Source organism: Rhizobacter terrae, assembly GCF_003852895.1.
Lineage (GTDB): Bacteria > Pseudomonadota > Gammaproteobacteria > Burkholderiales > Burkholderiaceae_C > Albitalea > Albitalea terrae.
Window position 1 is genome coordinate 429,990 of the sequence record NZ_QUSW01000003.1, and the last position, 26,954, is coordinate 456,943.

At 67.9% G+C, this 26,954-nt stretch carries 22 protein-coding genes; 18 read left to right on the forward strand and 4 right to left on the reverse strand.

Translation table 11 applies throughout. The features are described from left to right. Positions 1–150 precede the first annotated feature (150 nt). The 7 genes from DZC73_RS13555 (at position 151) to DZC73_RS13585 (ending at position 10,593) form a co-directional block, all read left to right on the forward strand. On the forward strand, positions 151–870 hold the full coding sequence (locus DZC73_RS13555) for a CerR family C-terminal domain-containing protein (RefSeq protein ID WP_124540843.1): 720 nt from the start codon (positions 151–153) through the stop codon (positions 868–870). Beyond that, positions 867–2,342, forward strand: coding sequence for an efflux transporter outer membrane subunit (locus DZC73_RS13560; RefSeq protein WP_124540844.1), 1,476 nt, complete (start codon positions 867–869; stop codon positions 2,340–2,342). The genes DZC73_RS13555 and DZC73_RS13560 overlap by 4 nt, the downstream gene beginning before the upstream one ends. A gap of 14 nt (positions 2,343–2,356) precedes the next feature. Beyond that, entirely contained in the window at positions 2,357–3,484 is a 1,128-nt protein-coding gene (locus DZC73_RS13565) for an efflux RND transporter periplasmic adaptor subunit (RefSeq protein ID WP_124540845.1), read from the forward strand. Between the two features lie 12 nt (positions 3,485–3,496). Continuing rightward, positions 3,497–6,628, forward strand: a complete 3,132-nt coding sequence (locus tag DZC73_RS13570; RefSeq protein ID WP_198414851.1) for an efflux RND transporter permease subunit — start codon at positions 3,497–3,499, stop codon at positions 6,626–6,628. 267 nt (positions 6,629–6,895) lie between these two features. After that, complete coding sequence (locus DZC73_RS13575; RefSeq protein ID WP_124540846.1) at positions 6,896–8,449, forward strand: SEL1-like repeat protein; 1,554 nt, start codon at positions 6,896–6,898, stop codon at positions 8,447–8,449. Between the two features lie 189 nt (positions 8,450–8,638). Beyond that, entirely contained in the window at positions 8,639–9,673 is a 1,035-nt protein-coding gene (locus DZC73_RS13580; RefSeq protein WP_124540847.1) for a porin, read from the forward strand. Between the two features lie 149 nt (positions 9,674–9,822). Beyond that, complete coding sequence (locus DZC73_RS13585; RefSeq protein WP_124540848.1) at positions 9,823–10,593, forward strand: VOC family protein; 771 nt, start codon at positions 9,823–9,825, stop codon at positions 10,591–10,593. Between the two features lie 37 nt (positions 10,594–10,630). On the opposite strand, the gene DZC73_RS13590 is transcribed toward DZC73_RS13585, so the two are convergent. Next, on the reverse strand, positions 10,631–11,137 hold the full coding sequence (locus DZC73_RS13590) for a LapA family protein (protein ID WP_124540849.1): 507 nt from the start codon (positions 11,135–11,137) through the stop codon (positions 10,631–10,633). Between the two features lie 115 nt (positions 11,138–11,252). Here DZC73_RS13590 and DZC73_RS13595 point away from each other — a divergent pair, with 115 nt between their 5' ends. The 6 genes from DZC73_RS13595 to DZC73_RS13620 all read left to right on the forward strand — a co-directional run bounded on the left by DZC73_RS13595 (position 11,253) and on the right by DZC73_RS13620 (position 16,900). Next, positions 11,253–12,017: an endonuclease/exonuclease/phosphatase family protein gene (locus DZC73_RS13595; RefSeq protein ID WP_124541145.1), complete on the forward strand. Its 765-nt coding sequence runs from the start codon at positions 11,253–11,255 to the stop codon at positions 12,015–12,017. Further along, positions 12,014–13,348: a cardiolipin synthase ClsB gene (clsB, locus tag DZC73_RS13600; RefSeq protein ID WP_124540850.1), complete on the forward strand. Its 1,335-nt coding sequence runs from the start codon at positions 12,014–12,016 to the stop codon at positions 13,346–13,348. The genes DZC73_RS13595 and clsB overlap by 4 nt, the downstream gene beginning before the upstream one ends. After that, positions 13,345–14,325: a lysylphosphatidylglycerol synthase domain-containing protein gene (locus DZC73_RS13605; protein ID WP_124540851.1), complete on the forward strand. Its 981-nt coding sequence runs from the start codon at positions 13,345–13,347 to the stop codon at positions 14,323–14,325. The genes clsB and DZC73_RS13605 overlap by 4 nt, the downstream gene beginning before the upstream one ends. Before the next feature lie 132 nt (positions 14,326–14,457). Beyond that, positions 14,458–14,787, forward strand: coding sequence for a hypothetical protein (locus tag DZC73_RS13610; protein ID WP_124540852.1), 330 nt, complete (start codon positions 14,458–14,460; stop codon positions 14,785–14,787). 74 nt (positions 14,788–14,861) lie between these two features. After that, positions 14,862–16,202, forward strand: coding sequence for a hypothetical protein (locus DZC73_RS13615; protein WP_124540853.1), 1,341 nt, complete (start codon positions 14,862–14,864; stop codon positions 16,200–16,202). A 50-nt stretch (positions 16,203–16,252) separates the two neighbouring features. After that, positions 16,253–16,900 (forward strand): phosphatase PAP2 family protein, encoded by a 648-nt coding sequence (locus DZC73_RS13620; protein ID WP_124540854.1) that lies wholly within the window; start codon positions 16,253–16,255, stop codon positions 16,898–16,900. On the opposite strand, the gene DZC73_RS13625 is transcribed toward DZC73_RS13620, so the two are convergent. Continuing rightward, positions 16,897–17,379, reverse strand: a complete 483-nt coding sequence (locus DZC73_RS13625; protein ID WP_124540855.1) for an SET domain-containing protein — start codon at positions 17,377–17,379, stop codon at positions 16,897–16,899. The two genes, DZC73_RS13620 and DZC73_RS13625, sit on opposite strands and share 4 nt — an antisense overlap. 51 nt (positions 17,380–17,430) lie before the next feature. After that, positions 17,431–18,435, reverse strand: coding sequence for an SDR family oxidoreductase (locus DZC73_RS13630; protein WP_124540856.1), 1,005 nt, complete (start codon positions 18,433–18,435; stop codon positions 17,431–17,433). Positions 18,436–18,672: 237 nt separating this feature from the next. On the opposite strand from DZC73_RS13630, the gene DZC73_RS13635 reads away from it, so the two are divergent. After that, a complete protein-coding gene (locus DZC73_RS13635; protein WP_198414852.1) occupies positions 18,673–20,757 on the forward strand; it encodes a beta-1,3-glucanase family protein in 2,085 nt (694 codons plus the stop codon). 362 nt (positions 20,758–21,119) lie between these two features. Here the strand turns inward: DZC73_RS13635 and DZC73_RS13640 are convergent, their stop codons facing one another. After that, complete coding sequence (locus DZC73_RS13640; RefSeq protein WP_124540858.1) at positions 21,120–21,512, reverse strand: TraR/DksA family transcriptional regulator; 393 nt, start codon at positions 21,510–21,512, stop codon at positions 21,120–21,122. A gap of 126 nt (positions 21,513–21,638) precedes the next feature. Between DZC73_RS13640 and DZC73_RS13645 the strand changes: the two genes are divergently transcribed. The 4 genes from DZC73_RS13645 to DZC73_RS13660 all read left to right on the forward strand — a co-directional run bounded on the left by DZC73_RS13645 (position 21,639) and on the right by DZC73_RS13660 (position 26,950). Beyond that, positions 21,639–24,146, forward strand: coding sequence for a penicillin-binding protein 1A (locus tag DZC73_RS13645; protein ID WP_124540859.1), 2,508 nt, complete (start codon positions 21,639–21,641; stop codon positions 24,144–24,146). Positions 24,147–24,238: 92 nt separating this feature from the next. Next, positions 24,239–24,946 (forward strand): hypothetical protein, encoded by a 708-nt coding sequence (locus DZC73_RS13650; protein WP_124540860.1) that lies wholly within the window; start codon positions 24,239–24,241, stop codon positions 24,944–24,946. 120 nt (positions 24,947–25,066) lie between these two features. Then, positions 25,067–26,215, forward strand: coding sequence for a metallophosphoesterase (locus tag DZC73_RS13655; RefSeq protein WP_124540861.1), 1,149 nt, complete (start codon positions 25,067–25,069; stop codon positions 26,213–26,215). Positions 26,216–26,293: 78 nt separating this feature from the next. Further along, entirely contained in the window at positions 26,294–26,950 is a 657-nt protein-coding gene (locus DZC73_RS13660; protein ID WP_124540862.1) for a class I SAM-dependent methyltransferase, read from the forward strand. Positions 26,951–26,954 lie beyond the last annotated feature (4 nt).

Genomic DNA, 26,954 nt, shown 5'->3' on the forward strand with positions numbered 1-26,954 from the left:
GGGTTTGGACGAAACCTGCTGTAACTTGACCCTTCGTCGCGTCCGGCCATCCCACCACATGCAACAGTCGAGTCCGGCCATCCGCTTCTTGTCCGAAACGCGCTAGTTAAGTCAATCAAACGTTTGATTTAACTGCTAGAGTCCGGCGCCATGTCTCTCGCACCGGAACGTCAGCGCGCCACGCGCAGCGACGGCGAGCAGTCTCGGCAGAGGCTGCTGTACGCCGGGCTGCGTCTTTTCGCCACCCAGGGCTTCGCCAAGACCTCGACGCGGGAAATTGCCGAAGCGGCGGGTACCAACGTCGCAGCCATCAGCTATTACTTCGGCGACAAGGCGGGCCTGTACCGCGCCGTGTTCCTGGAGCCCATCGATGCGCCGGCGCAGGACATGTCCATCCTGTTCGACCCCGCGTGCAAGCTGCGCGACGCGCTGGCCTGCATGCTGGGCGGCTTCATCGAGCCGCTCAAGCACGACGAAACGGCGCGGCTGTGCATCAAGCTGCATTGCCGCGAGATGCTGGAGCCCACCGGGCTGTGGGAAGAGGAAATCGCCAACGGCATCAAACCGATGCATGCAGCGCTGGTCGCCCTGCTCTGCCGGCAGTTCGGGCTGGAGCAAGCCGATGACGAGGTGCATCGCCTGGCTGTGTCCATCTGCGGGCTGGGCGTGCACCTGTTCGTGAGCCGCGACGTGATCGAAGCGATCGCGCCGCAACTGTCCGCCACCCCCGAGGCGGTGGACCTGTGGGCCGAGCGCCTGGTGATGTACGCCCAGGCCCTGATCGACGCAGAAACCAGGCGCCGCAAGAACGCGCCGTCACCGCTGGCCGCGCGCAAGACCGCCAAGGGCCAGAAGAAAGAGAACACATGATCGCCGTTGATTCCTCCACGTCGCGCCGCATTCATTGGAACCGGCTCCACGGCCTTGCCGCCAGCCTGGCCGCCCTCGGCCTGCTGGCCGCCTGCGCCGGCACGCCGGTGGCACCGCAAGCCAGCTCGTCCGAGGGCGTGCCTGCCCAATGGCAGGCCCCCTTGCCCCATCAAGGCCAGGCTGCCGACCTCAAGCGCTGGTGGCAGCAGTTCGACGACCCCACGCTGGCCCAGCTGATCGAGGCCGCGCAGCAGGTGAGCCCCACGCTGGCCTCCGCCCGCGCCCGCGTCGAAGCCGCACGCGCCACGCGGACTGCCGCCGGCGCCGCCCTGGCACCCGAGGTGAACGCCAACGCCAGCCTCGTGCGCGGCCGCACCGACCTCACCACGCCCCTGGGCAACACCGCCTCCGCCGGCTTGCAGGCCTCCTGGGAACTGGACGTCTTCGGCGGTGCACGTGCCGGCCGCGACGCCGCACAGGCACGCTTCGAAGGCGCGCAGGCCGGCTGGCATGACGCCCGCGTCTCCGTGGCCGCCGAGACCGCGCTGAGCTATGTGAGCCTGCGCGCCTGCGAGGCCTTGCTGGACCAGACGCAGACCGACGCCACCTCCCGCGCCGAGACCGCGCGCCTCACGCAGCTCACCGCCAAGGCCGGCTTCCAGGCCCCGGCCACGGAAGCCCTCGCCCGCGCCAGCGCCGCGCAGGCCTCGGCCCAGCTCACCGCGCAACGCGCCCAGTGCGACGTGAACCTGAAGGCACTCGTGGCCCTGACCGGCATCGATGAGCCCGCACTGCGCGCCCAGCTCGCACCGCGCAAGGCGCAGTTGCCGCAGCCGGCGGAGATCAGCGTCGCCGCGGTGCCCGGCGAGGTGCTGAACCAGCGGCCCGACCTCGTCATCGCCTCGCGCGACCTGGTGGCCGCCAGCGCCGATGTGTCGCAGGCCCGCGCGCAGCGGCTGCCGCACATCAGCCTGAACGGCTCCATCACCGCCGGCCGATTCGAGGGCGGCGGCATCTCCACCAACGGCACCCTCTGGTCCGTCGGACCGCTGAGCGTGAGCCTGCCGATCTTCGATGCCGGCCGCCGTGCCGCCAACGTGGACGCCGCACGCGCCCGCTACGACGAGGCGGCCTCCGCCTACCGCGGCAAGCTGCGCAACGCGGTGCGCGAGGTGGAGGAAGCCCTGGTGCAGCTGCAGAGCACGGCCACGCGCAACGAAGACGCGCGCACCGCAGCCGAAGGCTTCCGGGCCTCCTACCGCGCCACCGAGTCGCGCTTTCGCGGTGGGCTGGCCAGCCTGTTCGAACTCGAGGACTCGCGGCGCAGCGCCGTTCAGGCCGAGAGCCAGTTGATCGACCTGCGCCGCGAACGCGTCGCAGCCTGGATTGCGCTGTACCGCGCCCTCGGCGGGGGCTGGTCGGCGGGTGAACTCGACACCGCCGCCGCCACCAGCACCACCCAAGCCCAATGAATGCGAAGAACCTCATGAACCTCCAGCGCAAACCCCTTGCGGCCGCCCTGTCGGTCGTCGTCATCGCCGGCGTGTCCGCCGCCGCCATCGTGGTGAAGGCTGCCGACGACCCCAAGCCCGCTCCCGCTGCGCGGGCCGCCCTCACCGTCACCACCACCACGCCGCAGTCGATGACCATCGCGCAGAAGATCAGCGCCAACGGAAACATCGCCGCCTGGCAGGAAGCCGTCATCGGCACCGAAGCCAATGGCCTGCGCCTGGCCGAGGTGCATGCGAACGTCGGCGACGTGGTGAAGAAAGGCCAGGTGCTGGCCAACTTCGCGCCCGACACCGTGCAGGCGGAGTGGAACCAGACGCGCGCGGCCGTCGCCGAAGCCGAGGCCACCCTGGCCGAAGCCTCTGCCAATGCGCAGCGTGCGCGCGAGCTGTCCACCACCGGCGCGCTCAGCGCCCAGCAGATCAACCAGTACCTCACCGCCGAGCGCACAGCCAAGGCGCGGCTGGACGCCCAGCAGGCCGCGGCGAAGACACAGCAGCTGCGCATGCAGCAGACCAAGGTGGTGGCGCCCGACAACGGCGTCATCTCGGCACGCAGCGCCACCGTCGGCGCGGTGATGCCCGCAGGCACCGAGCTGTTCCGCCTGATCCGCCAGGGCCGGCTCGAATGGCGCGCCGAAGTGCCGGCTTCCGACCTCGGACGCGTGAAGGCCGGCATGGTCGCCAGCGTCTCCACGCCCAGCGGCGCGGCCATCAGCGGCAAGGTGCGCATGGTCGCGCCCACCGTGGACGACAAGACCCGCAACGGCATCGTCTACGTCGACCTCGCCGGCAACGGCGATGCGCGTGCCGGCATGTTCGCCCGCGGTGATTTCGAGATCGGCTCCGGCCAGGGCCTGACGCTGCCGCAAAGCGCCGTGCAGATGCGCGAGGGCTTCAGCTACGTGATGCGCGTGGGCGCCGATTCGAAGGTGGCCGAGACCAAGGTCAGCGTGGGACGCCGCATCGGCGACCGCGTGGAGATCACCAAGGGCATCGAGGCGGGCACCAGCGTGGTGGCCTCGGGCGGTGCCTTCCTCGCCGACGGCGACACAGTGCGCGTGGCCAATGCCGCCGCCGTGAAGACGGCCAGCGCCAGCAAGTAAGAAGGAACGGACATGCTGAACGTTTCGTCCTGGAGCATACGCAATCCGATCCCGTCGATGCTGCTGTTCATCATGCTCACCCTGGTGGGCCTGATGAGCTTCAAGTCGATGAAGATCCAGAACTTCCCCGACATCGACCTGCCCACGGTCATCGTCACCGCCTCGCTGCCCGGCGCCTCGCCCTCGCAGCTGGAAACCGACGTGGCCCGCAAGATCGAGAACTCGGTCGCCACGCTGCAAGGCGTCAAGCACATCTACACCAACGTGCAGGACGGCGTGGCCACGGTCACGGCCGAGTTCCGCCTGGAAAAGCCCACGCAGCAGGCGGTGGACGACGTGCGCGATGCCGTCTCGCGCGTGCGCTCGGACCTGCCCGCGGACCTGCGCGATCCGGTCATCAGCAAGATGGAACTGGCGGGCACGCCCATCCTGACCTACACGGTGGCGGCCTCGCGCATGGACGACGAGGCGCTGTCGTGGTTCGTGGACAACCAGGTCTCGCGCGCGCTGCTCAGCGTCAAGGGCGTGGGCGCGGTGTCGCGCGTGGGTGGCGTGTCGCGCGAAGTGCGCGTCGAGCTCGACCCGATGCGGCTGCAGGCGCTGAACACCAGCGCCGCCGACATCTCGCGCCAGCTCAAGCAGACGCAGCGCGAAGCCGCCGGCGGCCGCACGGACGTGGGCGGTGCCGAGCAGTCGGTGCGCACCATCGCCACGGTGCAGTCGGCCGAGGAGCTGCGGGCCATGGACATCGCGCTGAGCGACGGCCGGCACATCCGCCTGGACCAGGTCGCCACGGTGACCGACACCGTCGGCGAGATCCGCCAGGGCGCGCTCATCAACGGCAAGCAGGCGGTGGGCTTCGAGATCGTGCGCAGCCGCGGCGCCAGCGAGGTGGACGTGGCATCGGGCGTGCGCGCCGAGCTGGAGAAGCTCAAGGTCGCTCATCCGGAGATCACCTTCACCGAGGCCTTCAACTTCGTGGAGCCGGTGGAAGAGAACTACCACGGCTCCATGTACCTGCTGTACGAAGGCGCGGCGCTGGCGGTGCTGGTGGTGTGGTTCTTCCTGCGCAACTGGCGCGCCACGCTGGTGTCGGCCACGGCCTTGCCGCTGTCCATCATCCCGGCCTTCGCGGCGATGTACTGGTTCGGCTTCACCATCAACGTCGTGACGCTGCTGTCGCTGTCGCTGGTGGTGGGCGTGCTGGTGGACGACGCCATCGTCGAGATCGAAAACATCATGCGCCACCTGCGCATGGGCAAGACGCCGATCCAGGCGGCGATGGAAGCGGCCGACGAGATCGGACTGGCGGTGATCGCCACCAGCTTCACGCTGATCGCGGTGTTCCTGCCCACGGCCTTCATGGCCGGCGTGCCGGGCAAGTTCTTCGTGCAGTTCGGCTGGACGGCCGCGATCGCGGTGTTCTTCTCGCTGGTGGTGGCGCGCATGCTCACGCCGATGATGGCGGCCTACGTGCTCAAGCCCCAGCCCGAACATCCGGACCCGAAGTGGATGACGATGTACATGGGCTGGGCGCAGTGGGCGTTCAAGCACCGCATCAAGGTGACGCTGGCCACGGTGGGCTTCACCGTCGCGTCGTTCATGCTGGTGGGGCTGCTGCCCACGGGCTTCATCCCGCCGGACGATCTCTCGCAGACGCAGGTCACCGTCACGCTGCCGCCGGGCAGCACCTACAAGCAGACCTTTGCCGCCGCCGAGCAGGCGCGCGAAATCGTCTCGAAGAACAAGCACGTCAAGCTGATCTACACCGCGATCGGTGGCGGCGCCACCGGCAGCGACCCGTTCATGCCCAGCGGCAGCGGCGACGTGCGCAAGGCCACCCTCACCATCAACATGACGCCGCGCGGCGAGCGCCATGGCGTGAGCAAGCAGGCCATCGAATCCCAGCTGCGCGACGCCCTGGTGGACCTGCCCGGCGCCCGTGTGAAGGTGGGTTTCGGCGGCTCGGCGGAGAAGTTCCTGCTGGTGCTGGCCGGCGAAGACGGCCGCACGCTGGTCGAGCATGCACGCCTGGTGGAAAAAGACCTGCGCACCATCCCCGGCATCGGCGCGGTCACGTCCACGCTGAGCCTGGTGAGGCCGGAGGTGATCGTGCGGCCGGACTTCGCCAAGGCGGCGGACCTGGGCGTCACGTCATCGGCCATCGCCGACACGCTGCGCATCGCGCTGTCGGGCGACTACGACCAGGCGCTGGCCAAGCTGAACCTGTCGCAGCGGCAGGTGCCGGTGGTGGTGAAGCTGCCTGCGGAAGCCCGCACCGACCTCGACCTGCTGTCGCGCCTGTCGGTGCCCGGCTCCAAGGGCCCGGTGATGCTGGGCAACGCGGCCACCTTCGACATCGACAGCGGCCCGGCACAGATCGACCGCTATGACCGGCTGCGCAACATCAACTTCGAGATCGAGCTCAACGGCCAGCCGCTGGGCGAGGTCGAGAAGCGCGCACTGGCCATGCCCAGCCTGGCCAAGCTGCCGCCTGGCGTGATCCAGCGCAGCGTGGGCGATGCCGAAGCCATGGGCGAGCTCTTCGCCAGCTTCGGCCTGGCGATGCTCACCGGCGTGCTGTGCATCTACATCGTGCTGGTGCTGCTGTTCAAGGACTTCGTGCAGCCGGTGACCATCCTGGCGGCGCTGCTGCTGTCGATCCCGGGGGCGTTCCTGGCGCTGTTCATCACGCACACCGCCTTGTCGATGCCGTCGATGATCGGCCTGATCATGCTGATGGGCATCGCGACGAAGAACAGCATCTTGCTGGTGGAGTACGCCATCATGGCGCGGCGCGACCGCGGCATGACGCGCATGGAAGCCTTGCTGGACGCATGCCACAAGCGCGCCCGGCCCATCGTGATGACCACCATCGCGATGGCCGCAGGCATGCTGCCCATCGCCATCGGCCTGGGCGTGGACCCGAGCTTCCGTTCGCCGATGGCGATCGTGGTGATCGGCGGGCTGATCACCTCCACCTTCCTGAGCCTGCTGGTGATCCCGGTGATCTTCACCTTCGTGGATGACCTGGTGCAGTGGACGCACAGGATGGTGAAGCGGCCTCATCTGCACCAGCCGCATGACAGCGGGGGACCGGTGCCAGGCTTGAAGGCGCCGGACGCGGACTCGCACCGGCACTGAAAACAAAAGGCCCGGATGTTTTATCCGGGCCTTTTTGCTGGTGCTGGTCGTTCGCCAAATGTGCGCGTCCAAGACGGTGATCGCACATTCGAGGCGTGCACCGCCAACTGTCGTTGATTCAAACGACAGTTTGATGAATCCCCATTTTTCGTTTGTTCCTGTTTTTGCAAGTGTGCGTTGCAATAACAGATGCTTTTGACTCGTCCATTGGGCCGTACCCTATGTCGCATCCAAGTGACACAGTGACATTCAACCCTTTACGACGTCATGCGCCGCCAGAACGTACAACTCATCGCACTCGCCCGCCAGGGCGACCCCATCGCCCGGATCGAAGTCGGCCGCCGCTACCTGCTCGGCATCGAAGGCTTCACCCGCCACGTGCAAACCGGCCTCGACTACCTGACCCATGCCAGCCTGCGGCACAACGAACAGGCCGCCCGCATCGTCGGTGAGAGCCTGTCGCTTCAGGAGATCGTGCAGCTCGACGCGCTGCCGCTGCTCGCCTTCGCCGCCAGGACCGACAGCGCGGTGTGCAAATTCAAGCAAGGCCTGTGGACGCTCGCCGTCGGACGCGACGAGCCTGAAGCCCGGAAGCTCGTGTCCGCGGCGGCCGCCGCCGGCCACGAGGCCGCGCAGCAGGCGCTGGCCGCCCTGCAGCGAGGCGACACCCACGGCTCGCCCTTGCAGCGCGTGCTGATGTCGCTGGCCGCCGACACAGGCATCGATGCGCAGTCCATCGCGCTGATGGCTGCGCGCTCTGCGCTCGACGCCACGGACCTTCATCATCTGCTGGACGCGCTGGCGGCCGGCACCAGCCTGCAGCCCAAGGGCAGCATCGAACTCGACGACCTCGTGGTGCAGGCCACGCGCCTGGCCGCCGCGCAGCAAGGCCAGGTGAATCGACTGAGCCCCGAAACCGTGGAAGCCAGCCTCGACCGCCGCGCCCACCAGGGCGACTCGTGGGCCGCGTTCGCGCTCGGCCGCGCGCTGTGCGGCATCGATGCCGACGGCCTCGCCGCCAGCGACCTCGCCGCCGCTGCCGCGCTGCGCCGCGGCACCGCCTTGTTGTTTCGCGCGGCCGATGCGGGCTGGACCGACGCCTGGCTGCACCTGTACCGATTGCACGCCGACCAGAAGCTGCCCATCGCCAATGCGCAGCTCGCCCGCTTCTGCCTGGAGAAGGCGGCGCACGTGGGCAACCGGCAGGCACAGACCAAGCTCGGCGCACTGATGCTGAAGTCGTCCGGCGCACTGGCGGAGACGGAACAGGCCATCGGCTGGCTGCACAAGGCCGCGACCGAAGGTGACGACCACGCGCTGGAACTGCTCAGCTCGCTGCACCTGCCGCTGCGCGGTTCCGCGGCGGAAGCCCGCAGCGCCATCGAGGAAGTGCGGCGCGACTACCCATGGCTCGCACTGCGCATGCAGCTGTCGCGCGACTTCGGGCTCACCAAGCTCGAGGCGCTGTGCGTCGACGTCGCCGACGGGCTGCGCCCCTGGGGCCTGGTGGTCGGCAAGAACCCGTTCATCGTGCAAAGCCGGCTGTCCGCACCACGCGCCATTCCCGCACTCACCGCCGCCGCGCTGGACAACCTGCGCCGCACCGCCATGCTGCTCGCGGATTCAGGCGGCGACGGCTATGCGCTCGAAGGCAACGCACGCCGCCGTTCGCTGCTGCAGCGCCGCGCCTTCGAACGCCTGGGCCTGGATGAAGCGATGTTCTTCGCCAAGGCATCGACCAACGAGCTGGACACCCTGCGCCAGGGCCCGCGCTGGGCGTTCCGCGCCAAGGCCCAGTTGCAGATGGCACTCGCTGCGTGATGTGAAATCCTGTGGCGCGCCGCTCACGCCCTGTGCCAAAACGGGGCGGCGCGGGCCGAGACAGGCCCCCCTCGTTTCGATTGCGCACCACGGGAACGCAACGCCCCCTTCCTAAGCTTCGTCCAGTCCCTGCAGCAAACCCTGCGGTCTGCTGCGGGCGCATCACTCAAACAGGCTTGAAGGACGATCATGAAGAAAGTTTCCACCCTCGCTGTGCTGGCCCTGGCTTCTGCCGCGGCTTGCGCGCAATCGGCCACCTCCAGCGTCACCTTGTTCGGCGTCATCGATGCCAACGCACGCGTGGTGAACAACGGCAACGGCTCGCTCAAGACCCTGAGCGCCGGCGGCATCAACACCAGCCGCCTTGGCTTTCGCGGCATCGAAGACCTCGGCGGTGGCCTGAAGGCCGGCTTCTGGCTCGAAACCGGCATCAACCCCGACACCGGCACCACCTCGGATGCCACCCGCTTCTGGAACCGCCGCAGCACCGTCAGCCTGATCTCCGACGAAGCCGGCGAAGTGCGCCTGGGCCGTGACTTCACGCCCACCTACAACGGCTACACCAACTACGACACCTTCGGCTCCAACGGCGTGGCCGCGGTCGACAAGTTCTTCGTGTCGTCCATCGGCGGCGCGAGCATCGACACCGGCACGCGTGCCGACAACCTCGTGAGCTACTTCACCCCGAAGAACCTCGGCGGCTTCTACGGCCAGGTGTCGGTGGCTGCAGGTGAAGGCGCATCGGGCAAGCGCTACGTCGGCGGCCGCGCCGGCTACACCGCAGGCCCGCTGGACGTGTCGGCCGCGCTGGGCGAAACCAAGGTCACCCCGGTCATCGCCGGCGAAGACCAGGTCCGTGTCTACGACTTCGGCGCGTCCTACGACTTCGGTCCGGCCAAGGTCCTGGGCATCTACGGTGAAACGAAGTACGGCAACTTCAAGCTCGACGTGCTGGAGATCGGCACCATCGTGCCGGTGGGCGTGGGCCAGATCCGCGCCTCCTACGTCCGCGCCAATGCCAAGGGCACCGGCATCGACTCGAACGACGCGAACCAGATCGCCATCGGCTACATCCACCACCTGTCCAAGCGCACCGCGCTGTACACGACCTACGCACGCGTGAGCAACAAGGGCAACGCGACCTTCGCGGTCGCCTCGGCACCGGCCATCACCACCGGCCATGATTCGAAGGGCTTCGAGTTCGGCATCCGCCACGGGTTCTGATCCCCGCCTGATCGTCAACCGGAGCCGCCTGCGACCCAGGCGGCTCTTTTTCATTGCGCACGAGGATGACGGCAAAACGGCCCCACTTGCGACCCGCCCGACGAATGACTAAGGTTCTTCCTCCGTCCCGCACGCACAAAGGCCCAGCCATGACCGCCAAACTCTCTCGCCTCCCCGGAAAGTTCGTCTGGTTCGAGCATGTCAGCGATGACGTCGCCAAGGCCCGATCCTTCTACCAGCAGCTGTTCGGCTGGCACGTCGAATCCATGCCCATGGGCGACCAGGCCTATCACATGATCCAGAACCGCAGCAGCGGCATCGGTGGGTTCCGCACCGCCATGCCCGGCATGCCCAACCACTGGATGTCCTACCTGTCGGTGGACAGCGTCGACGCCAGCCATGCCAAGGCCCTGGCCCACGGCGCCACCGAAACGCTGCCGCCCACCGACTTCGGCGATGTGGGCCGCGGCAGCGGATTGGTCGACCCGACGGGCGCCAGCTTCTGCCTGTGGACCTCCGCTCGCGACGACGATCCCGATGCGGCCCAGGTGCCCTTCGGCGACTGGTACTGGAACGAGCTGTGGACACGCGACGCGAAGAAGGCGCTGTCGTTCTATGAAGCCGCCTTCGGCCATACCCACGAGGTGATGAGCATGGGCGAGGGCGGCGACTACTACGTGCTGCATGCCGCCGGCAAGCCGCGCGCAGGCATCTTCCAGGTGCGCGACGACCAGGTGCCGCCGCTGTGGTTGCCCTACGTGCACGTCGAAGATTGCGACGCCAGCGCGGACAAGGCCGCGTCCCTGGGTGCCATCGTCTTCATGCCGCCGATGGACGTGCCCGGCGTGGGCCGCTTCGCGGCGATGTTCGACGTGCAGGGTGCGCCCATCGCCATCATCCGCGGCACGCCCTCGGCCTGAGGCCGCAGCGCGCCGCCAACGGGTCGTTGACGGGTCGTCAATGCGCCGTCGGGTCACCCGGCAAGCCGTTGCCGTGCCGGTGCTCCAGGCGGTCTTCCAGTTCGCCGATGTAAGCCGACAGCGAATTGCCGGTCTCCTGCATCGCGACCCGCGTGTGCTGTTCGAGCAGCTCCAGGCGCGCCATGAGCTGTGCACGCATGTCCGCATGCATTTGCGCCTGGGCCTTCATTTCATCGGCCACGAAGGTGTGCAGTTCCATGAAGCGCGACGCTTCCGCCTTGTCCACCAGGTCGCGCTGGGCCTGCAATTCCTTCGTGTGGCGACGCGCGTCCAGCAGCGCCGTGCCCTGGATGTAGATGAGGTAGGCCAGGCACATCGCGCCCAGCAGGAACGTCACGCACAGCATGATCACGCCCACCGGCGCCTGCACGGTGCCGAAGACCAGCGACAAGGTGGCAGGTTCGGTGAACGCGGGCCAGTTCAGCAGGGCGAACAGCACGGTGAGGCCGATCACCACGAACAGGAAGAGGGTGCGAAAGCGCATGGTCGTCTCCGACAAGCTGGATTGAACTGTCTCCAGCAATCCGCGCTCCCGGACCGGTAGGAACGGTGCTTGCCGACGGCAGGGGATGAAGCCACCTGCCTTGGCAGGCACGACCATGACCCAGAACCCGACCACCCTGTCGTTCCGCATCCTGACCGTGAACACCCACAAGGGCTTCACGATCTTCAACCGGCGATTCATCCTGCACGAGCTGCGCGACGCCGTGCATGCGGTATCGGCCGACATCGTCTTCCTGCAGGAGGTGCTGGGCAGCCACGACCTGCATGCGGCGCGCATCGCCAACTGGCCCGCGAATTCCCACTACGAGTTTCTGGCCGACACCATCTGGACGAGCTATGCCTATGGCCGCAATGCCGTGTACCCCGACGGACACCACGGCAATGCCGTGCTGTCGAAGTTTCCGATCGTGCGGCACGAGAACCGCGACGTGTCGGTCCATGGGCACGAGGAACGCGGCATGCTGCATTGCGTGTGCCGCATCCCCGGCCACGGACTGGATGTGCACGCGGTGTGCGTTCACCTGGGGCTGCAGGAGTCGCACCGGCAGCAGCAGATCGACGTGCTGTGCGAGATGGTTCGCGACGAGATTCCCACCGATGCGCCGCTGGTCATCGCCGGTGACTTCAATGACTGGCGCATGAAGGGCCACCGGCAGATCGAACGCTGCCTGAACGTGCGCGAGGTCTTCGTGCACGCGAACGGCCGCGCGGCCCGGACCTTCCCCGCGCACTTGCCGTTGCTGCAGCTGGACCGCATCTACGTGCGCAATGCCCACGTGCACCGGCCCATCGTGCTGCCGAACAAGCCGTGGTCGCACCTGTCGGACCATGCGCCACTGGCAGCGGAGGTGTTGGTATGAGCGCACCGCGCTGGAAGGGCGGGAACCGGTTCAGGCTGCTGGAGAACGGCGAGGCATTCTTCCCGGCCGTGTTCGAGGCCATTGAATCGGCGCAGCAAGAGGTCATCCTCGAAACCTTCATCCTCTACGAAGACAAGGTGGGCCTCGCGCTGCACGAATGCCTGCTGGCCGCGGCCCGGCGCGGCGTGCGGGTGGACGTGACGATGGACGGCTACGGCTCGCCGGACCTGAGCACCGCCTTCGTCCACTCGCTCACCGAGGCCGGCGTGCGGCTGCATGTGTTCGACGCCAAGCCCAAGATGTTCGGTCGGCTGCGGACCAACCTGTTCCGCCGCATGCACCGCAAGATCGTGGTGGTGGACGGACGGCGAGCCTTCGTGGGCGGCATCAACTACTCGGCCGACCACCTGGCGGACTTCGGGCCCGAGGCCAAGCAAGACTACGCGGTGGAAGTCGAAGGGCCGGTGGTGGCAGACATTCACCGCTTCGTGCACGAGGCCATCGCAATGGGCCAGGGGAGGCGCCGGTGGTGGCAGCACCGAGAGCATGCCGAGAAGCCTGAGACCCTGGCCGCGCCGGCCCCGGGCAGCGACGGCGGCCAGGCCCTCTTCGTCACCCGCGACAACCGCGAACACCACAACGACATCGAGCGCCACTACCGCATCGCGCTGCGGTCCGCGCGGCGCGAGGTCATCATCGCCAACGCCTACTTCTTTCCGGGCTATCGGTTGATCAAGGACATGCGGCGCGCCGCGCGCCGCGGCGTGAAGGTCAGCCTGATCCTGCAGGGACAGCCCGACATGCCCATTGTGAAGATCGCGGCACGCATGCTTTACGATCATCTGCTGCGCGGTGGGGTGCGCATCCACGAATACTGCGACCGGCCGCTGCACGGAAAGGTCGCGCTCGCAGACGACGAATGGGCCACCGTGGGATCCAGCAACCTCGACCCGCTGAGCCTGGCGTTGAACCTGGAAGCCAACGTCGTCATCCGCGACCGCGGCTTCAACGCGACCTTGCGCGAACGACTGCATGCGCTGATGGACCACAGCTGCCAGGAAATCGATCCTCACCACGCGAAGGCACGCCACTGGTGGCAACTCGCCGCCAGCGTCCTGGCTTTCCACGTGCTGCGGCGCTTTCCCGCGTGGGCTGGCTGGCTGCCCGCCCACGAACCCACGCTGGCGCCCGCGAGCGACTTCGCTGCCGAACGACCCATGCCCCCGGCGGCGCAGACCTGGCAGTGGCGCGATGGCGTGGACATGGTGAACGCGGACGACCCTCCCTGCCGGCCGGCGCGGCACAGCGCGCAGACCGAGCCCGTGGCATGACCCGGCACGCGCTCGCCGAACGCATCGCACCGCCGGCCACCCCGCGTCCCTGGTGGGCGCGGCTGCGCCGGCTGCTGACCATCGTGTTCCTCATCGGCGTCGCCGCGTTGCTCGTCGCGTTGGCCAGACGCGTCGACTGGGACGAGGTGTGGACGGCGCTCGCCGCCTACCCGGCGTCCACCCTCGCAGGCGCAGCGGGGCTGGCGGCCGTCAGCCACCTCGTCTACAGCAGCTTCGACCTGCTCGGCCGCGCCTGGACCGGGCATCGCCTGCCCCTGCGGCAGGTGCTGGCCGTGACCTCGGTGAGCTACGCCTTCAACCTCAGCTTCGGCACGCTGGTGGGCGGCCTGGGCTTTCGTTGGCGGCTGTATTCACGGCTGGGCCTGGGGCCGGGCGACATCGGTCGAATCCTGGCGCTCAGCATGGCCACCAATTGGCTGGGCTACCTGCTGGTGGCCGGCTCGGTGTTTGCCGCCGGCGTGATCGCGCCGCCACCCGGCTGGGACTTCAGCGCAGGCGCCGCAAGGGTCATCGGGGGGGTGATGGCACTGGCAGCACTCGCCTATGTCGTCATCTGCGCCAAGGCGCGGCGTCGCGAGTGGGTGCTGCGCGGCCGTGTGATCTCTCTGCCTCCTGCCAGGCTGGCCGCCTTGCAGATCGCCCTGTCCAGCCTGAACTGGATGCTGATGGGCGGCATGCTGTGGGTGCTGCTGCAAGGCCGCGTGGACTACGTTCTCGTGCTGGCCACGCTGCTCGCCGGGGCACTGGCCGGGGTCCTGGCCCACGTGCCGGCCGGGTTGGGCGTGCTGGAAGCGGTGTTCGTCACGCTGCTGGTGCCGCCGCTGTCGCGCGGCGAGGTGCTGGCCGCCTTGCTGGCCTATCGCGGCATCTACTACCTCGCGCCCCTGCTCATTGCCAGCGGTGTGTATTTGTTTCTCGAAATGCAGGCCCATCGCGCACAGGCCACCCGCGATTGACGAAGCGGTGGGTCGCAGCGCGAAATGCGCCACGAAAGACTCGCGTTTCCACGCTTCACGGCGCCGCTGCAAGGACTATCGTGTCCACAGGTGCCATGCCGGCGCCGTTCACGCCGTGACAGCGAGCGAACCATGAGCCACCGCCCCACATCCAAACCCTTGCGCGCCAGCACCGGCCCCGTCCCGATGCGGGTGAAGCAGGCCGGCGGCTGCCTGGTCATCGAGCGCCTGCTGCCCGCGTCGGCCCGCCCGCTGCAGGCCGACGTGAAAACCCTGGAGCGCTTCTGCGCGCTGATGGCCGCCGAAGGCTACCTGGCGCACGTCTCGGCGCTGGCCTTCGACCGCATCTATGCCCGCGAGCGATTCATCTTCGCCAAGCGCCGCGGCAACCCCGAACTGGCGGGCCTGGCCATGAGCCTGCTGCACTGCCACCGCTACGGCAACACCCGAGCCGCACGCTGACGTCGAATCGTTGAAACGCCGTGCCGGGCGCGCGGCTTGCCCCTCTTGTGGCACACCCACAACAGGAGGCCGTCATGCGTCGTTGGCTTCACGCTCCGCGCCTTTGTGCGCTCGCACTGTCCCTTTCCACCCTCGTTCTTGCCCCCGTCGAGCCGGCATTCGCTGCACGGCGCGTGGTCACGCCGCCACCGCAGATCACCGGCTTCGAGATGGAGCAGGCGCCGGCGGTGGCACCAGGCAACGAACTATTTTTCCGAGTGCAGGGAACACCGGGCTCGCGCGTGACCGTGCGCGTGGGCGGCGTGTCGCGCACCCTGGTGCTCAACGAGGTGGACGACGGCGTCTACGAAGGCGGCTACACGCTGCGCCCGAACGACCGCGCCAACGCCGGCTCCAGCGCCACCGTGACCCTGCGCCGCAACGGCCGCAGCAGCTCCAGCACCCTGGCCCGGCTCAATGCAGCGCCGACGCCGGTGGCCGCCGCGCCGCAGCCGGCCAAGCCGGTGCAGCTCGCGTTGAACCGCTTCGTCGCCACGCCAGTGGACAAGCTGGAGCCCGGCACCGAACTCAAGTTCAGTGCCGACGGGACCCCGGGGCAGAAGGCCACCTTCAGCATCGAGAACGTGGCCAGCGGCATTCCCATGCGCGAGGTGTCGCCCGGCCGCTATGAAGGCAGTTACACCCTCAAGCGCCTGGACCGCGTGATCGGCGGCGTGCCCATCGTCGCCACGCTGGAAGGCGGCGGCCAGGCCGTGCGCAGCAACCTCACGCGCAACCAGATGCTGGTGGACTCGCGCCCGCCGACCATCCGCAACCAGCAGCCGCACGACGGCGAGACGGTGCATGCCACCGGCCCGGTATCCGTGTCGGGCACCTTCGACGACCGCGGCGGCCTGGGCGTGGACCCCAAGACCGTGAGGATCGTGCTGGGCGGCCACGACGTCACGGCCAACGCGAGCGTCTCGCGCGACTTCTTCACCTATCGCAGCGAGCTGGCGCCGGGCCGCTACGTGGCCGACGTGACCGCCAAGGACGCGGCCGGCAACGCGGTGCGCAGCGCCTGGACCTTCAGCGTCGAGCAGCAGCCGACGGCCGCCATCGGCCTGCCCTTGACCATCACCAGCCACGCGCCGAACACCACGGTACCGGCGGGTGCACCGGTGGTGATCCGCGGCAAGACGGCACCGGGCGCGACCATCGATGCGGAGGTCGTCGGCGTCGCATCGGTGGTGGGCATGATCGGCACTGCGCAGCGGCTGTACAGCGACCGCATCACCGCCGACGCGGACGGCAACTTCAGCTTCGCCATCTCACCGCAGATGCCCATCCCCGGCATGCGCTACGAGGTCGAACTGAAAGTCTCCGGCAACGGCCAGACGCGAGACACCAAGCTGGTGCTGTTCCAGCAGCGCTGATCCGCACGGCGGTCAGCTTCCCGTGCTGCGATGCGCGCTAGCATCGCGGCATGGAATCCTGGTTCTTCATCAGCCGTTTCGGCGAAGCACAAATCCTGCTGCCCATCGCGCTCGTGATGTGCCTGTGGCTCGCACGCCGCGACGAGGCGCGGCCGGTGGTGGTGCGCTGGCTGGCGTGGATGAGCGGCGCGGCCGTCGTCACCACCATCACCAAGGTGGCCTTCATGGGCTGGGGCATCGGCAGCGCGGCACTGGACTTCACCGGCATCTCGGGGCATTCGATGTTCTCCGCCGCCGTCTATCCGCCGTTGTTCTACCTCACCGCCGCGGCCCAGCCGCCCCGCTGGCAGAAGGCCGCCTGGCTCTCAGGCTTCGTGCTGGCACTGGTCATCGGCGTTTCGCGGGTGGTGATCGAAGCGCACTCCTGGTCCGAGGTGGTCGCAGGCCTGGCCATCGGCAGTGCGGTCAGCATTTCCACGCTGTGGATGGCCCGCTCGCGGCACGCCCGCGTGCCGCTGTGGTTGCCGGTGGGCATGGGGTTCTGGCTCGCCCTCACGCCCATCCACGCACCGGCCTCCACCACGCACGACATGGTCACGCGCCTGGCGCTCAAGCTCTCGGGCCGGCAGACGCCCCACACGCGTGAAGAGATGCACCGGGCGCACATGAGCGCGGCCGCCCGGGCCGCGGTGCGCTAGAGGCTGCCGAGACACCCCGGCGCGCCGCAGCGGCAGCGCAGCCGGCCTTCGTGGTGGGTCTCGCCGTAGTTCACGGTCAGTTCTTCACCGGCGGCGATGTCACGCATCGCATAGAACTCCACGCGCCCCTGTCGGATGCGCATCACCGCGTTGGGCTGGCAGGAGTGGTTGGTGAAGCGCATCGGGTCGGTGGAGTGCGACGCATCGATGGCCCGCTTGTCACTCACCTCGACCATCATGATGCGGGCCTGCCCGCGCGCCCGCTGCCTCGCCTCGCGAACGCTGATGGACTCGCCCCTCACTTCGCCGATCTTGCGCCGCGCGGGAATGGGCTGGGCCGCGAAGGCGCCCTGTCCGTCGATGCGGCTGGGCTTCACATCCACCGCGAACTTCTGCGGATCGGCGGGCTGGCCCTTGACGCGAGCCGGTGACTCATGAATGGCGGCGGCCGGTGGAGGAAGAGAACGCAGTTGCGGCATGCGCCGATTGTCGGCGCCGGCCGCTGCCGCGGCCAGCAAGCATCCACCGGCTCAGATGGCATTCACGCTGCCGGTCACCGGCAGCACGATGCCCGAGATGTAGCTCGAACAGCAAGGCGCCGCCAGGAACACGTAGGCCGGCGAGAGCTCCTCGGGCTGCGCGGCGCGCTTCATGTCGGTGCCCTTGCCGAACTCCGCCACCTTCTCGGCCGGCGCATCGGCCGGGTTCAGCGGGGTCCACACCGGCCCCGGCGCCACTGCATTCACGCGGATGCCCTTGTCCATCAGGTTGGATGCCAACGACTTCGTGAACGCATGGATCGCGCCCTTGGTGGTGGAGTAGTCCAGCAGCTTGGGGCTGCCCTCCAGGCCCACCACCGAGCCGGTGTTGATGATGGACGCGCCTTGCTTCAGGTGCGGCAGCGCAGCGCGCGCCATGTGGAAGTAGCCATAGACGTTGGTGCGCAGCGTCTCATCAAAGCGCTCGTCGGTGATGTCCTCCAGCGACTGCGCATGCAGCTGGAAGGCCGCGTTATTGACGAGGATGTCCAGCTTTCCGAAGGCCTTCACCGTCTGCTCGACCGCCTGGTCGCAGAAGGCCGAATCCTTCACGTCGCCGGCGATGAGGATGCAGCGCCGTCCCTCGGCTTCCACCCAACGCTTCGTCTCCTGGGCATCCTCATGCTCATTGAGGTAGACGATCGCCACGTCCGCCCCTTCACGGGCAAAGAGGATGGCCACCGAGCGGCCGATGCCCGAATCGCCGCCGGTGATGATCGCCGCCATGTTGCGCAGCTTGTTGCTTCCTTCGTAGTGGGGCGCGTGCGACTTGGGCTGCAGCTCCAACTCGGCCTCCAGGCCCGGCTTTCGGATGTGCTGCGCGGGCAGCTCGTCGGGCTCCTCTCGCGGACCGGCCTGCACGCCGCCCTTGGCCGCGGGTTTGCCCTCGGCTTTTTTCGTTGCGTCCTTGCGGTCCTGCTCGGCCTGCATGCGGGCCTGCTTTTCGGCGGTCGCGTCGGGTGCGTCGCCACGGTTCGTTCGCTTCGATGTGTTCATGGTCGTGGGCTCCTTCAGTGAGTTCGACACCGGCAGACGCCGTGCCCAGCCATCTTTCGTGACTCAAGACACGAACTGACACCAAGCAAGTGCTCGCGCTCGGAGAAACCCCTACCGGAAAGCGCTTTCAACATGGGCATCGAATCTCTATCATCCAGCTGCCACGAAAGCGCTTTCAGAGAACGCGACGTGCAGGGGTTCGGAAGTTGCGAACCGCACCTAAAAGGAGACACCCCGATGAAACGGATTGCACTATGGCTCGCCGGAGTATTGGCGACGCTGTTCTGCCTGCTGCCCTTCGCGCAGGCCCAGACCGCCAGTGACTACACCCAGGGCGTGGACGTCAGCGGCAACGTTGCCACCATTTGGTTCAAGCCCACCTCGTCGACCACCACGTGGGCCGACGTCCACTACAAGCTCAACGGCGGCGCGCAGCAGAACCTGCGCATGACCTGGAACGCTTCCGCCGGCCGCCACGAGACCCAGGTCACCCCGGTGGCCAACGGCAACACGCTGGCCTACAGCTTCACCTACAACAAGGGCACGCCGGCCTACGACTCGGCCAGCTTCAACTTCACCGTCGGCCAGAGCACGGGCGGCGGTGGCGGAGGCGGCGGCGACAGCGGTTCGGGCAGCGGCTACACCTATGGCGTGAGCGTCTCGGGCAACACGGCCACCGTGTGGTTCAAGCCCACGGGCAGCCTGTCGTTCGTGGACGTGCACTACACGCTCAACGGCGGCGCGCAGCAGAACTTGCGCATGACCAACAACACGGGTGCCGCCCGCTACGAGACCAACGTGAGTCCCGTGGCCACCGGTAACGTGCTGAACTACTGGTACACCTTCAGCACCAACGGCGCCACGCAGACCGACACGCCGCACTACTCGTTCACCGTGGGCGGCGGCACGACCAACCCTGGCACGGTGGCCACGCCGACCTTCTCGCCTGCGCCCGGCACCTACAGCAGCGCGCAGAACGTGACGATCAGCACAGCCACCTCGGGCGCGACCATCAAGTACACGACCGACGGCAGCACGCCCACCTCGTCCAGCGCCACCTACGCCGGCGCGATCAGCGTGGCATCGAGCAAGACACTCAAGGCCATCGCGCAGAAGTCGGGCATGACGGACTCGGCCGTCGCCACCGGTTCCTACACCATCCAGACCGGCGGCACCTGGAACGGCATGACCACCTTCAACATGGTCAACCAGACGAATGGGCGCTGGCCTGACAGCCAGGTGTACTGGTCCATCATCGGCAAGGACTGGGCCACCGGCCAGTTCGTGCACGTGGACCTGAACGGCAAGCTGATCCCGATGTCCACCGCCGACAACGGCGCGCTGACCAAAGGCGGCGTGACCTACACCAACTACTTCTACACGCTGGCGCAGTCCAAGTCGGTGACCATCCCCGCGATCAACTCAGCGCGCATCCTGTTCTCGGTGGGTTCGCCGATGTACATCCGCGTGGTGATCGACGGCAACGGCAACGTCGGCTATGCCGGCGCCAACATCGAGAACCCGACCGACCCGAACATCGACGTCTACTTCGATTTCGGCGAGATGGCGATCATTCCGAAGGGCCAGCCCAACCAGGGCATCTTCGTGAACACGACGCGCGTCGACCAGTTCGGCTTCCCGGTCAAGCTGCGCGTGCAGGGACTCAACGGCTTCGACCAGACGGTGGGCGAAGCGCTCGCCGAGTCGCGCGACACGCTGTTCAGCAAGTTCCAGACGGAGACGCCGGCGGAGTTCCACGGCCTGGCCCAGGCGCCGTACTCGCCCTACCGCATCATGGCGCCGTCGCATGCGACCTTCATCGCGGGCAAGGCCAACGCCAACTACCTGCAGTCGTACATCGACACGGTGTGGGCTCGCTACCGCAACGAAGACCTGGTGTTCACGCTGGACAACATGGGCACCTTCCACGGCCGCGTGAGCGGTGACCGTTTCGTCTTCACCGGCGGCAACAAGAACGGCACCTACTACATCAACGGCAAGCCCACCACGTCGATGGTGTTCCTGGGCAATGGCCTGCTGGACGACACCAGCGGCGGCCCGACGGACACCGGCGTGCAGCTGCAGATCCAGGCCCAGCTGTGCGCGGCGCTCAACCGCCACGTGGCCGAGACGCCAGCGAACTGGTACGTGCAGTCGGCCCACCATCCGGCCGGCCTGCCCAGCAACTGGTTCAGCAAGTTCTGGCACGACCACAGCATCAACAAGCTGGCCTACGGCTTCGCCTATGACGACGTCGGTGGCTTCAGCCCCTCCATCCACACTGATTCGCCGACGACCGTGACCTTCACGATCGGCTGGTGATCCTCCGTTGATGGAGAGACGCAAAGAGTTTTTCTGAGCGAGAGCGAGTGAGAGCTGAGCGGTGTGTCCTTCGGGGCCACCGCTCTTTTTTCGTCTGCTGTGGGGTGGGGCAAAGGCGTGGGTGGGCCAGGGGCTGCGTCTGTGGCGGCGAGCAGCGCAGCACCGAGGGGTGGCGCGCGCAGCGCGCTTCGTCCTCTAGCTTGCCGCGGCTGTTTGAGCGCAGCGCACCGCAGGGGCGCGTAGCGAGTTCTGCGGCACACCCCTCGGTGCGAGCAGCGCAGCGCAGTCGGCGCTACGCGCCGACCGCCACAGCCGCAGCCCCTGGCCCATGCCGCCTGCCGCGGATCCACCAAAAGCCCGAATCAAACGCTATACCGCAAGGTCGTCCCGTGCTTCTTCTCCCAAGCCCCCTGGCAGATCAAGCACCGAACCGCCGTCGGCTGCGCCTGCAATCGCTGCGGCGCGATGTCCTGCCCGCAATCCAGGCATTCACCATAGTGCCCACCCGCGATGCGCTCCCGTGCGGCAACGATGTCGGTCAGCTCTTCCTGATCGCGGATGAGTTCCACGTGCTCGATGCCATTGCGAAAGCGTTGCTCGCCTTCCTCGCCAAGATCTTCCACGTGATCGCGATTCGCACTGGGCCGATCCGCCTGCGCTTCCTTCGCTTCGCGCACACGTTCACGCAACTCGGCCTCACGGTCGGACAGGCGCTCTTCGACGGCATGAAGCTGCGCGGGGCTCAGGGCAGGCATGACAGGCTCCGATGAAAGGTTGAGATCATCACCACGAATCGGCAATCACCATGCCCGAAGCCCGGTGGATGGGCACGACGCTTGCCCTGACAGTCCAGGCTGCCACGCTGGCGGCAGGACGTGGACATGAACTACAAACGCCCCGAGTGGACGCGCTGGCCCACCCGCGCAGACGGCCCCGTGCCGTGGCACGCCTATGCGAGGCGCCTGACCCTGTGGGTCTTCCTGATGCTGGGCATCGCCTTGCTTGCGCTCACGGCATTCGTGCTCGCACTCATTCCCGCCTCGCCCGGCGCCCGCGAGCTGCGCGCATTGCAGGACGTGAAACCCAGCGTGCTCATGTCCGCCGACGGCAAGGTCCTCAGCATCTTCCAGCGCACGCAGCAGGAACGCGTGCCCCTCGGACGCATCTCGCCCAATGTCATCAACGCGCTCATCGCCACCGAGGACCAGCGCTTCTACGCCCACCACGGCGTGGACGTGTACCGCACCTTCGGCGCCGCCTGGCGCACGATGGGTGGCGACACGCAAGGCGGTTCCACTATCACGCAGCAGCTCGCGCGCAATCTCTTTCCCGACGACATCGGCCGCTCGCGCACGCTCACGCGCAAGGTGAAGGAGCTGATCACCGCGCTGCGCATCGAGCGCAACTTCAGCAAGCAGGAGATCCTGGAGAACTATCTCAACAGCGCGCCCTTCCTCTACAACGTGGTGGGCATCGAGATGGCCGCACGCACCTACTACGACAAGCCCGCGTCGCAGCTGGATGTGCTGGAAAGCGCCACGCTCATCGGCATGCTCAAGGGCACGCGCTACTACAACCCGGTGCTGCATCCCGAGCGCGCCCGCGAGCGGCGCAACGTGGTGCTCGGTCAGATGGCGCACCACAAGCTGCTGGACGAGTCACGGCTTGGCGCCCTGCGCGAGACACCGCTCAATGTCCAGTTCAACCGCCAGCCCGACGTGCTGGGCGACGCACCGCACTTCGCCATCCAGATGCGCAAGTGGCTCATCGCCTGGGCCGACGAGCATGACTACAACCTCTACACCGACGGCCTGGTCGTGCAGACCACCATCGATTCGCGCCTGCAGGCCGCGGCCATGCAAGCCGTCGATCGCCAGGCCAAGGCACTGCAGGCCGTGGCCGACGTGGAGTGGAGCGCTGCCGGCACGCGCATGAACGCCACGTCTGCCGACGCCTACGTGAAGATGCAACCCAAGGTGGATGCCTTCGGCTTCTTCTGGAACAAGCGGCGCGACCTGGTGGACCTGTTCGTGCGTGAGACGCCGCAGTACCGCGAGGCGCTGAAGGCCCAGGGCAACGATGGTGCAGCCCTGAAGACCGTCATGGCCAACGCCGAACTGATGTCGCGCCTGAAGGCCGAGAAGACCCACCTGCAGGCCGGCTTCCTCGCCATGGACCCGGCCACCGGCGAAGTGAAAGCCTGGGTCGGCAGCCGCGACTTCGACGACGACCAGTACGACCACGTGTCCCTCGCCGCGCGGCAGCCGGGCTCCACCTTCAAGCCCTTCGTCTACGGCGCGGCGCTGGAAAGCGGCATCAGCCCGGAGCACACCTACCTGGATGCGCCGGTGGAGATCCAGCTCAACGACGGCACCGTCTGGCGTCCCACCGACATGTCCACGCCCAGCGGCGAGATGATGACCCTGCGCGATGGCCTGGTCTTCTCCAAGAACGTCATCACCGCCCAGGTGGCGCAGGAGGTGGGCGTGGCGCGCGTGGCCAGCCTGGCGCGGTCCCTGGGCGTGACGCAGAGCCGGCTCGACCCGGTACCCTCGCTCGCACTGGGCACCAGCCCGGTCACGCTGATGGAGATGGTCAACGCCTACGCCACCATCGCGCAGCAGGGCCAGTACCACAAGCCGGTGATGGTCAAGCGCATCTCGAGCCGCCACGGCGACGTGCTGGCGGAGTTCGTCGGCGAAACGCGGCGGGCGATGTCCGCCGATGCCGCAACCGACCTCATCGACATGATGCGCGGCGTGGTCAACCGCGGCACGGGCACGCAGATCAAGTCGCGCTTCGGCATCGTGAGCGACATCGCCGGCAAGACGGGCACCACGCAGAACAACACCGATGGCTGGTTCATCCTCATGCATCCTGGCCTGGTGGCCGGCGCCTGGGTCGGCTTCAACGACTCGCGCGTCACCATGCGCAGCGACTACTGGGGCCAGGGCGGGCACAACGCCATCCTGCTGGTGGGCGACTTCTTCCGCACCGCGCTCAACGGCAAGCTTGTCGACGCCAAGGCACGCTTCCCGCAGGCGCGGCAGCATCCGCCGGAACCGGGCGCGTCGTGGCCGTCGGACCACTGGTCCATCGATCCGAACGCGCCTGAGCCGTCCGAGGGATCCTCCACGCCGGCAGTGACCTCCCCCAACGACGTGGTGATGCGCCGCGAGGGCGACGTGATCGTCATCGGCGACAAGGCGGCGGGCTTCGCATCCAGCCGGCCGGCAGCCAGCACTGACCCGCCCAAGACTTCGGCAGAGCTCGACCGCGCGCTCCAGGGCATGAGCCGCAGCACCGTCGGGCCGATGTCCGGCAGCGGCACAGGCAGCTCCACGCCGGCGACCTCGGACGACGCCGACGCCTCCGGCACGCCGCGCTGATACATCTTCCCCGCGGTCGGTGTGGATTTGGCACGGCTTGATCGCGTTTATCCGGCCCTGGCCGCGTCACGCGCCGGGTCCAATCGAAGGGCATGTGCAAGCCCTTCGTCCTCCTTGCCGCCGCGCTGCTCGCCACCCTGGGTGGTGCGCGGGCCGCCGACCTCACCGACACCGAGATGCGCTGGCTGCGCGCCGGCTGGCCGGTGGTGAACTATGCGAAGGAACAGCAGCTGCCGCTGGACATCGTGGTGCTGCCGCAGGCCAAGCCCGGTGACGCCCCGCTGGCCATGGGCTTCGAGAACAAGCGCTGCAAGCTGGTGCTGGCCATGCGCGGCAACCCCGAGGCTGAATCCACGCTCACGCAGATTCCGCCGGGCCTCGAAGGGCCGGTCGTTCAGGCCATGGTGGCGCACGAGCTGGGCCATTGCTGGCGCTACGTGCACGGCGCCTGGCACACCGTGCCGGCGGGCTTCGTGGACAACATCGACGAGACCGCGCCCATCGCCGACCGAGAGATCGCCCGCCTGCGCCACGAGATGCGCGACACGCGCCGCGAGGAAGGCTTCGCCGACCTGGTGGGACTGGCCTGGACGCTGCAGCACCATCCGCAGCAGTACGCACAGGTCCACGCCTGGTTCGCGCAGGTGCGCGACGACCAGCCGGTGCCTGGCGCGCACCACGACACCCGCGCGTGGCTGCGGCTCACGCGCGACGCTTCGGCCTTCGGCACGGTGAACGGCACCGACCCGTTCAACCAGGCCTGGCCGCTGTGGCAGCAGGGACTGGGCCTGGAACATTGAGGCGCAAGGCGCCATCCCACTGTGGCGATTCGGACAAATTGAGCGGCCAGCCGACGAACGGCGGTTGAATACGGCGCGCAGCCGCTCAACTGCGGAGCTTCCCGGCAACCCGTTCGCGCCATGGCCTTCTCGCCGCTCATCCTCCTGACCGCGCTGCTGCACGGCTACATCGGCCTGCGGCTGGTGCCGGCCTGGGCCGGCGAGCCCCTCGTGCAGTGGCTGCTGTCGGGCCTGCTGGCGGCCTCGGCCCTGCTCATGCCCGGCAGCCTCTTCGCCCGCCGCGCCCGGCAGGACCGGCTCACCCTCGCCCTGACCTGGGCGGGATTGCTCTTCATGGGCCTCTTCTCGTCGCTGTTCGTGCTGACCCTGCTGCGCGATGTGCTCCTGCTGGCGGCCTCCGCCTGGCAGGCCGCCACCACGCCATGGAGCGGCTTCGCGACCGCCGCGATGCTCAGCGGGCGCGCCGTGCCGCTGCTGGCCCTGCTCGTCACCGCCATCGGCTTCCTCAACGCGCGCCGCACTGCCGCCATCGTGCCGGTGGACGTGCCCATCGCCGGCCTGCCCAAGGCCCTGGAAGGCTTCACCATCGCGCAGATCAGCGACATCCACGTCGGCCCAACCATCGGCCGCGAGTACCTCGATGCGATCGTGCGCAAGGTCAACCGGCTGGAGGCGGACCTCGTGGCCGTGACCGGCGACTTGGTGGACGGCCGCGTGCCGGAGCTGTCGGCCCACGTCGCGCCGCTGGCTGACCTGCACTCGCGGCACGGCACCTTCTTCGTCACCGGCAACCATGAGTACTACAGCGGGGCCGAGGCCTGGGTGACGGAGCTGCAGCGCATCGGCCTGCGCGTGCTGCAGAACGAGCACGTGGTGATCCGCCACGAAGGCGAGCCGCTGCTGCTGGCCGGCGTGACGGACTACAGTGCCCACCACTTCGACCCCGCACGGCGCAGCGACCCTCAGGCCGCCATGGCCGGGGCACCGCACGATGCGCTGGTCCGCGTGCTGCTGGCGCACCAGCCACGCAGTGCGGAGGCCGCCGAGCGGGCAGGCTTCCATCTGCAGCTCTCGGGGCACACGCACGGCGGACAGTTCTGGCCGTGGAACCACTTCGTACCACTGCAGCAGCCCTTCACGGCCGGGCTGCACCGGTTGCGGCAGTTGTGGGTCTACACCAGCCGCGGCACCGGCTACTGGGGGCCGCCCAAGCGTTTCGGTGCGCCTTCCGAGATCACGCATCTGAGGCTCGTTCCCGATACGGCGTGAGGGGCTGGGCATCGATGCCTCGCCGGCGCCCGGCCAGAATGCATCAACACCACGCAACGACAACTCAAGGAGCCTCGCATGTCACGCACACTGACCATCGACGACACCCTGTTCCAGTACATCGTGGACCACGCCGCGCGCGAGCATCCGGCGCAGGTCGGCCTGCGCGAGGCAACGCGCGACCACCCCTATGCCGGCATGCAGATCGGTCCCGACCAGGGGCAGTTCATGGCCTTGCTGGTCAAGCTGATCGGCGCGAAGCGCACCATCGAGATCGGCGTGTTCACCGGCTACAGCGCGCTGAGCGTGGCGCTGGCCCTGCCCGAGGACGGGCGCGTGCTGGCCTGCGACATCAACGACGAGTTCACGCGGGTCGGCAAGCCGTTCTGGAAGCAGGCGGGGGTGGAACACAAGATCGACCTGAAGCTGCAGCCCGCGATGAAGACGCTGGACGAACGCCTGGCCGCGGGCGAGGCGGGACGCTATGACTTCGCCTTCATCGACGCCGACAAGCGCAGCTACGACGGCTACTACGAGCGCTGCCTGCAGCTCGTGCGCCAGAACGGGCTGATCGCCATCGACAACACGCTGTGGAGCGGCGAGGTGGCCAGGCCGGCGAAGAACGAAGACACGGCGGCGCTGCAGGCGCTCAACGACAAGCTGCACCGCGATGAGCGCGTGGACGTGTCGTTGCTGACGGTGGGAGACGGGCTCACGCTGGCCCGCAAGCGCTGACGAC

Excerpts from the sequence above, each read along its gene's own strand:
- DZC73_RS13605 (WP_124540851.1), top strand. The coding sequence starts at position 13,345 with ATGACCCGGCACGCGCTCGCCGAACGCATCGCACCGCCGGCCACCCCG.
- DZC73_RS13610 (WP_124540852.1), top strand. The coding sequence starts at position 14,458 with ATGAGCCACCGCCCCACATCCAAACCCTTGCGCGCCAGCACCGGCCCC.
- DZC73_RS13565 (WP_124540845.1), top strand. The coding sequence starts at position 2,357 with ATGAACCTCCAGCGCAAACCCCTTGCGGCCGCCCTGTCGGTCGTCGTC.
- DZC73_RS13555 (WP_124540843.1), top strand. The coding sequence starts at position 151 with ATGTCTCTCGCACCGGAACGTCAGCGCGCCACGCGCAGCGACGGCGAG.
- DZC73_RS13580 (WP_124540847.1), top strand. The coding sequence starts at position 8,639 with ATGAAGAAAGTTTCCACCCTCGCTGTGCTGGCCCTGGCTTCTGCCGCG.
- DZC73_RS13655 (WP_124540861.1), top strand. The coding sequence starts at position 25,067 with ATGGCCTTCTCGCCGCTCATCCTCCTGACCGCGCTGCTGCACGGCTAC.
- DZC73_RS13645 (WP_124540859.1), top strand. The coding sequence starts at position 21,639 with ATGAACTACAAACGCCCCGAGTGGACGCGCTGGCCCACCCGCGCAGAC.
- DZC73_RS13585 (WP_124540848.1), top strand. The coding sequence starts at position 9,823 with ATGACCGCCAAACTCTCTCGCCTCCCCGGAAAGTTCGTCTGGTTCGAG.
- clsB (WP_124540850.1), top strand. The coding sequence starts at position 12,014 with ATGAGCGCACCGCGCTGGAAGGGCGGGAACCGGTTCAGGCTGCTGGAG.
- DZC73_RS13570 (WP_198414851.1), top strand. The coding sequence starts at position 3,497 with ATGCTGAACGTTTCGTCCTGGAGCATACGCAATCCGATCCCGTCGATG.
- DZC73_RS13575 (WP_124540846.1), top strand. The coding sequence starts at position 6,896 with ATGCGCCGCCAGAACGTACAACTCATCGCACTCGCCCGCCAGGGCGAC.
- DZC73_RS13620 (WP_124540854.1), top strand. The coding sequence starts at position 16,253 with ATGGAATCCTGGTTCTTCATCAGCCGTTTCGGCGAAGCACAAATCCTG.
- DZC73_RS13630 (WP_124540856.1), bottom strand. The coding sequence starts at position 18,435 with ATGAACACATCGAAGCGAACGAACCGTGGCGACGCACCCGACGCGACC.
- DZC73_RS13615 (WP_124540853.1), top strand. The coding sequence starts at position 14,862 with ATGCGTCGTTGGCTTCACGCTCCGCGCCTTTGTGCGCTCGCACTGTCC.
- DZC73_RS13595 (WP_124541145.1), top strand. The coding sequence starts at position 11,253 with ATGACCCAGAACCCGACCACCCTGTCGTTCCGCATCCTGACCGTGAAC.
- DZC73_RS13640 (WP_124540858.1), bottom strand. The coding sequence starts at position 21,512 with ATGCCTGCCCTGAGCCCCGCGCAGCTTCATGCCGTCGAAGAGCGCCTG.
- DZC73_RS13650 (WP_124540860.1), top strand. The coding sequence starts at position 24,239 with ATGTGCAAGCCCTTCGTCCTCCTTGCCGCCGCGCTGCTCGCCACCCTG.
- DZC73_RS13635 (WP_198414852.1), top strand. The coding sequence starts at position 18,673 with ATGAAACGGATTGCACTATGGCTCGCCGGAGTATTGGCGACGCTGTTC.
- DZC73_RS13625 (WP_124540855.1), bottom strand. The coding sequence starts at position 17,379 with ATGCCGCAACTGCGTTCTCTTCCTCCACCGGCCGCCGCCATTCATGAG.
- DZC73_RS13590 (WP_124540849.1), bottom strand. The coding sequence starts at position 11,137 with ATGCGCTTTCGCACCCTCTTCCTGTTCGTGGTGATCGGCCTCACCGTG.
- DZC73_RS13660 (WP_124540862.1), top strand. The coding sequence starts at position 26,294 with ATGTCACGCACACTGACCATCGACGACACCCTGTTCCAGTACATCGTG.
- DZC73_RS13560 (WP_124540844.1), top strand. The coding sequence starts at position 867 with ATGATCGCCGTTGATTCCTCCACGTCGCGCCGCATTCATTGGAACCGG.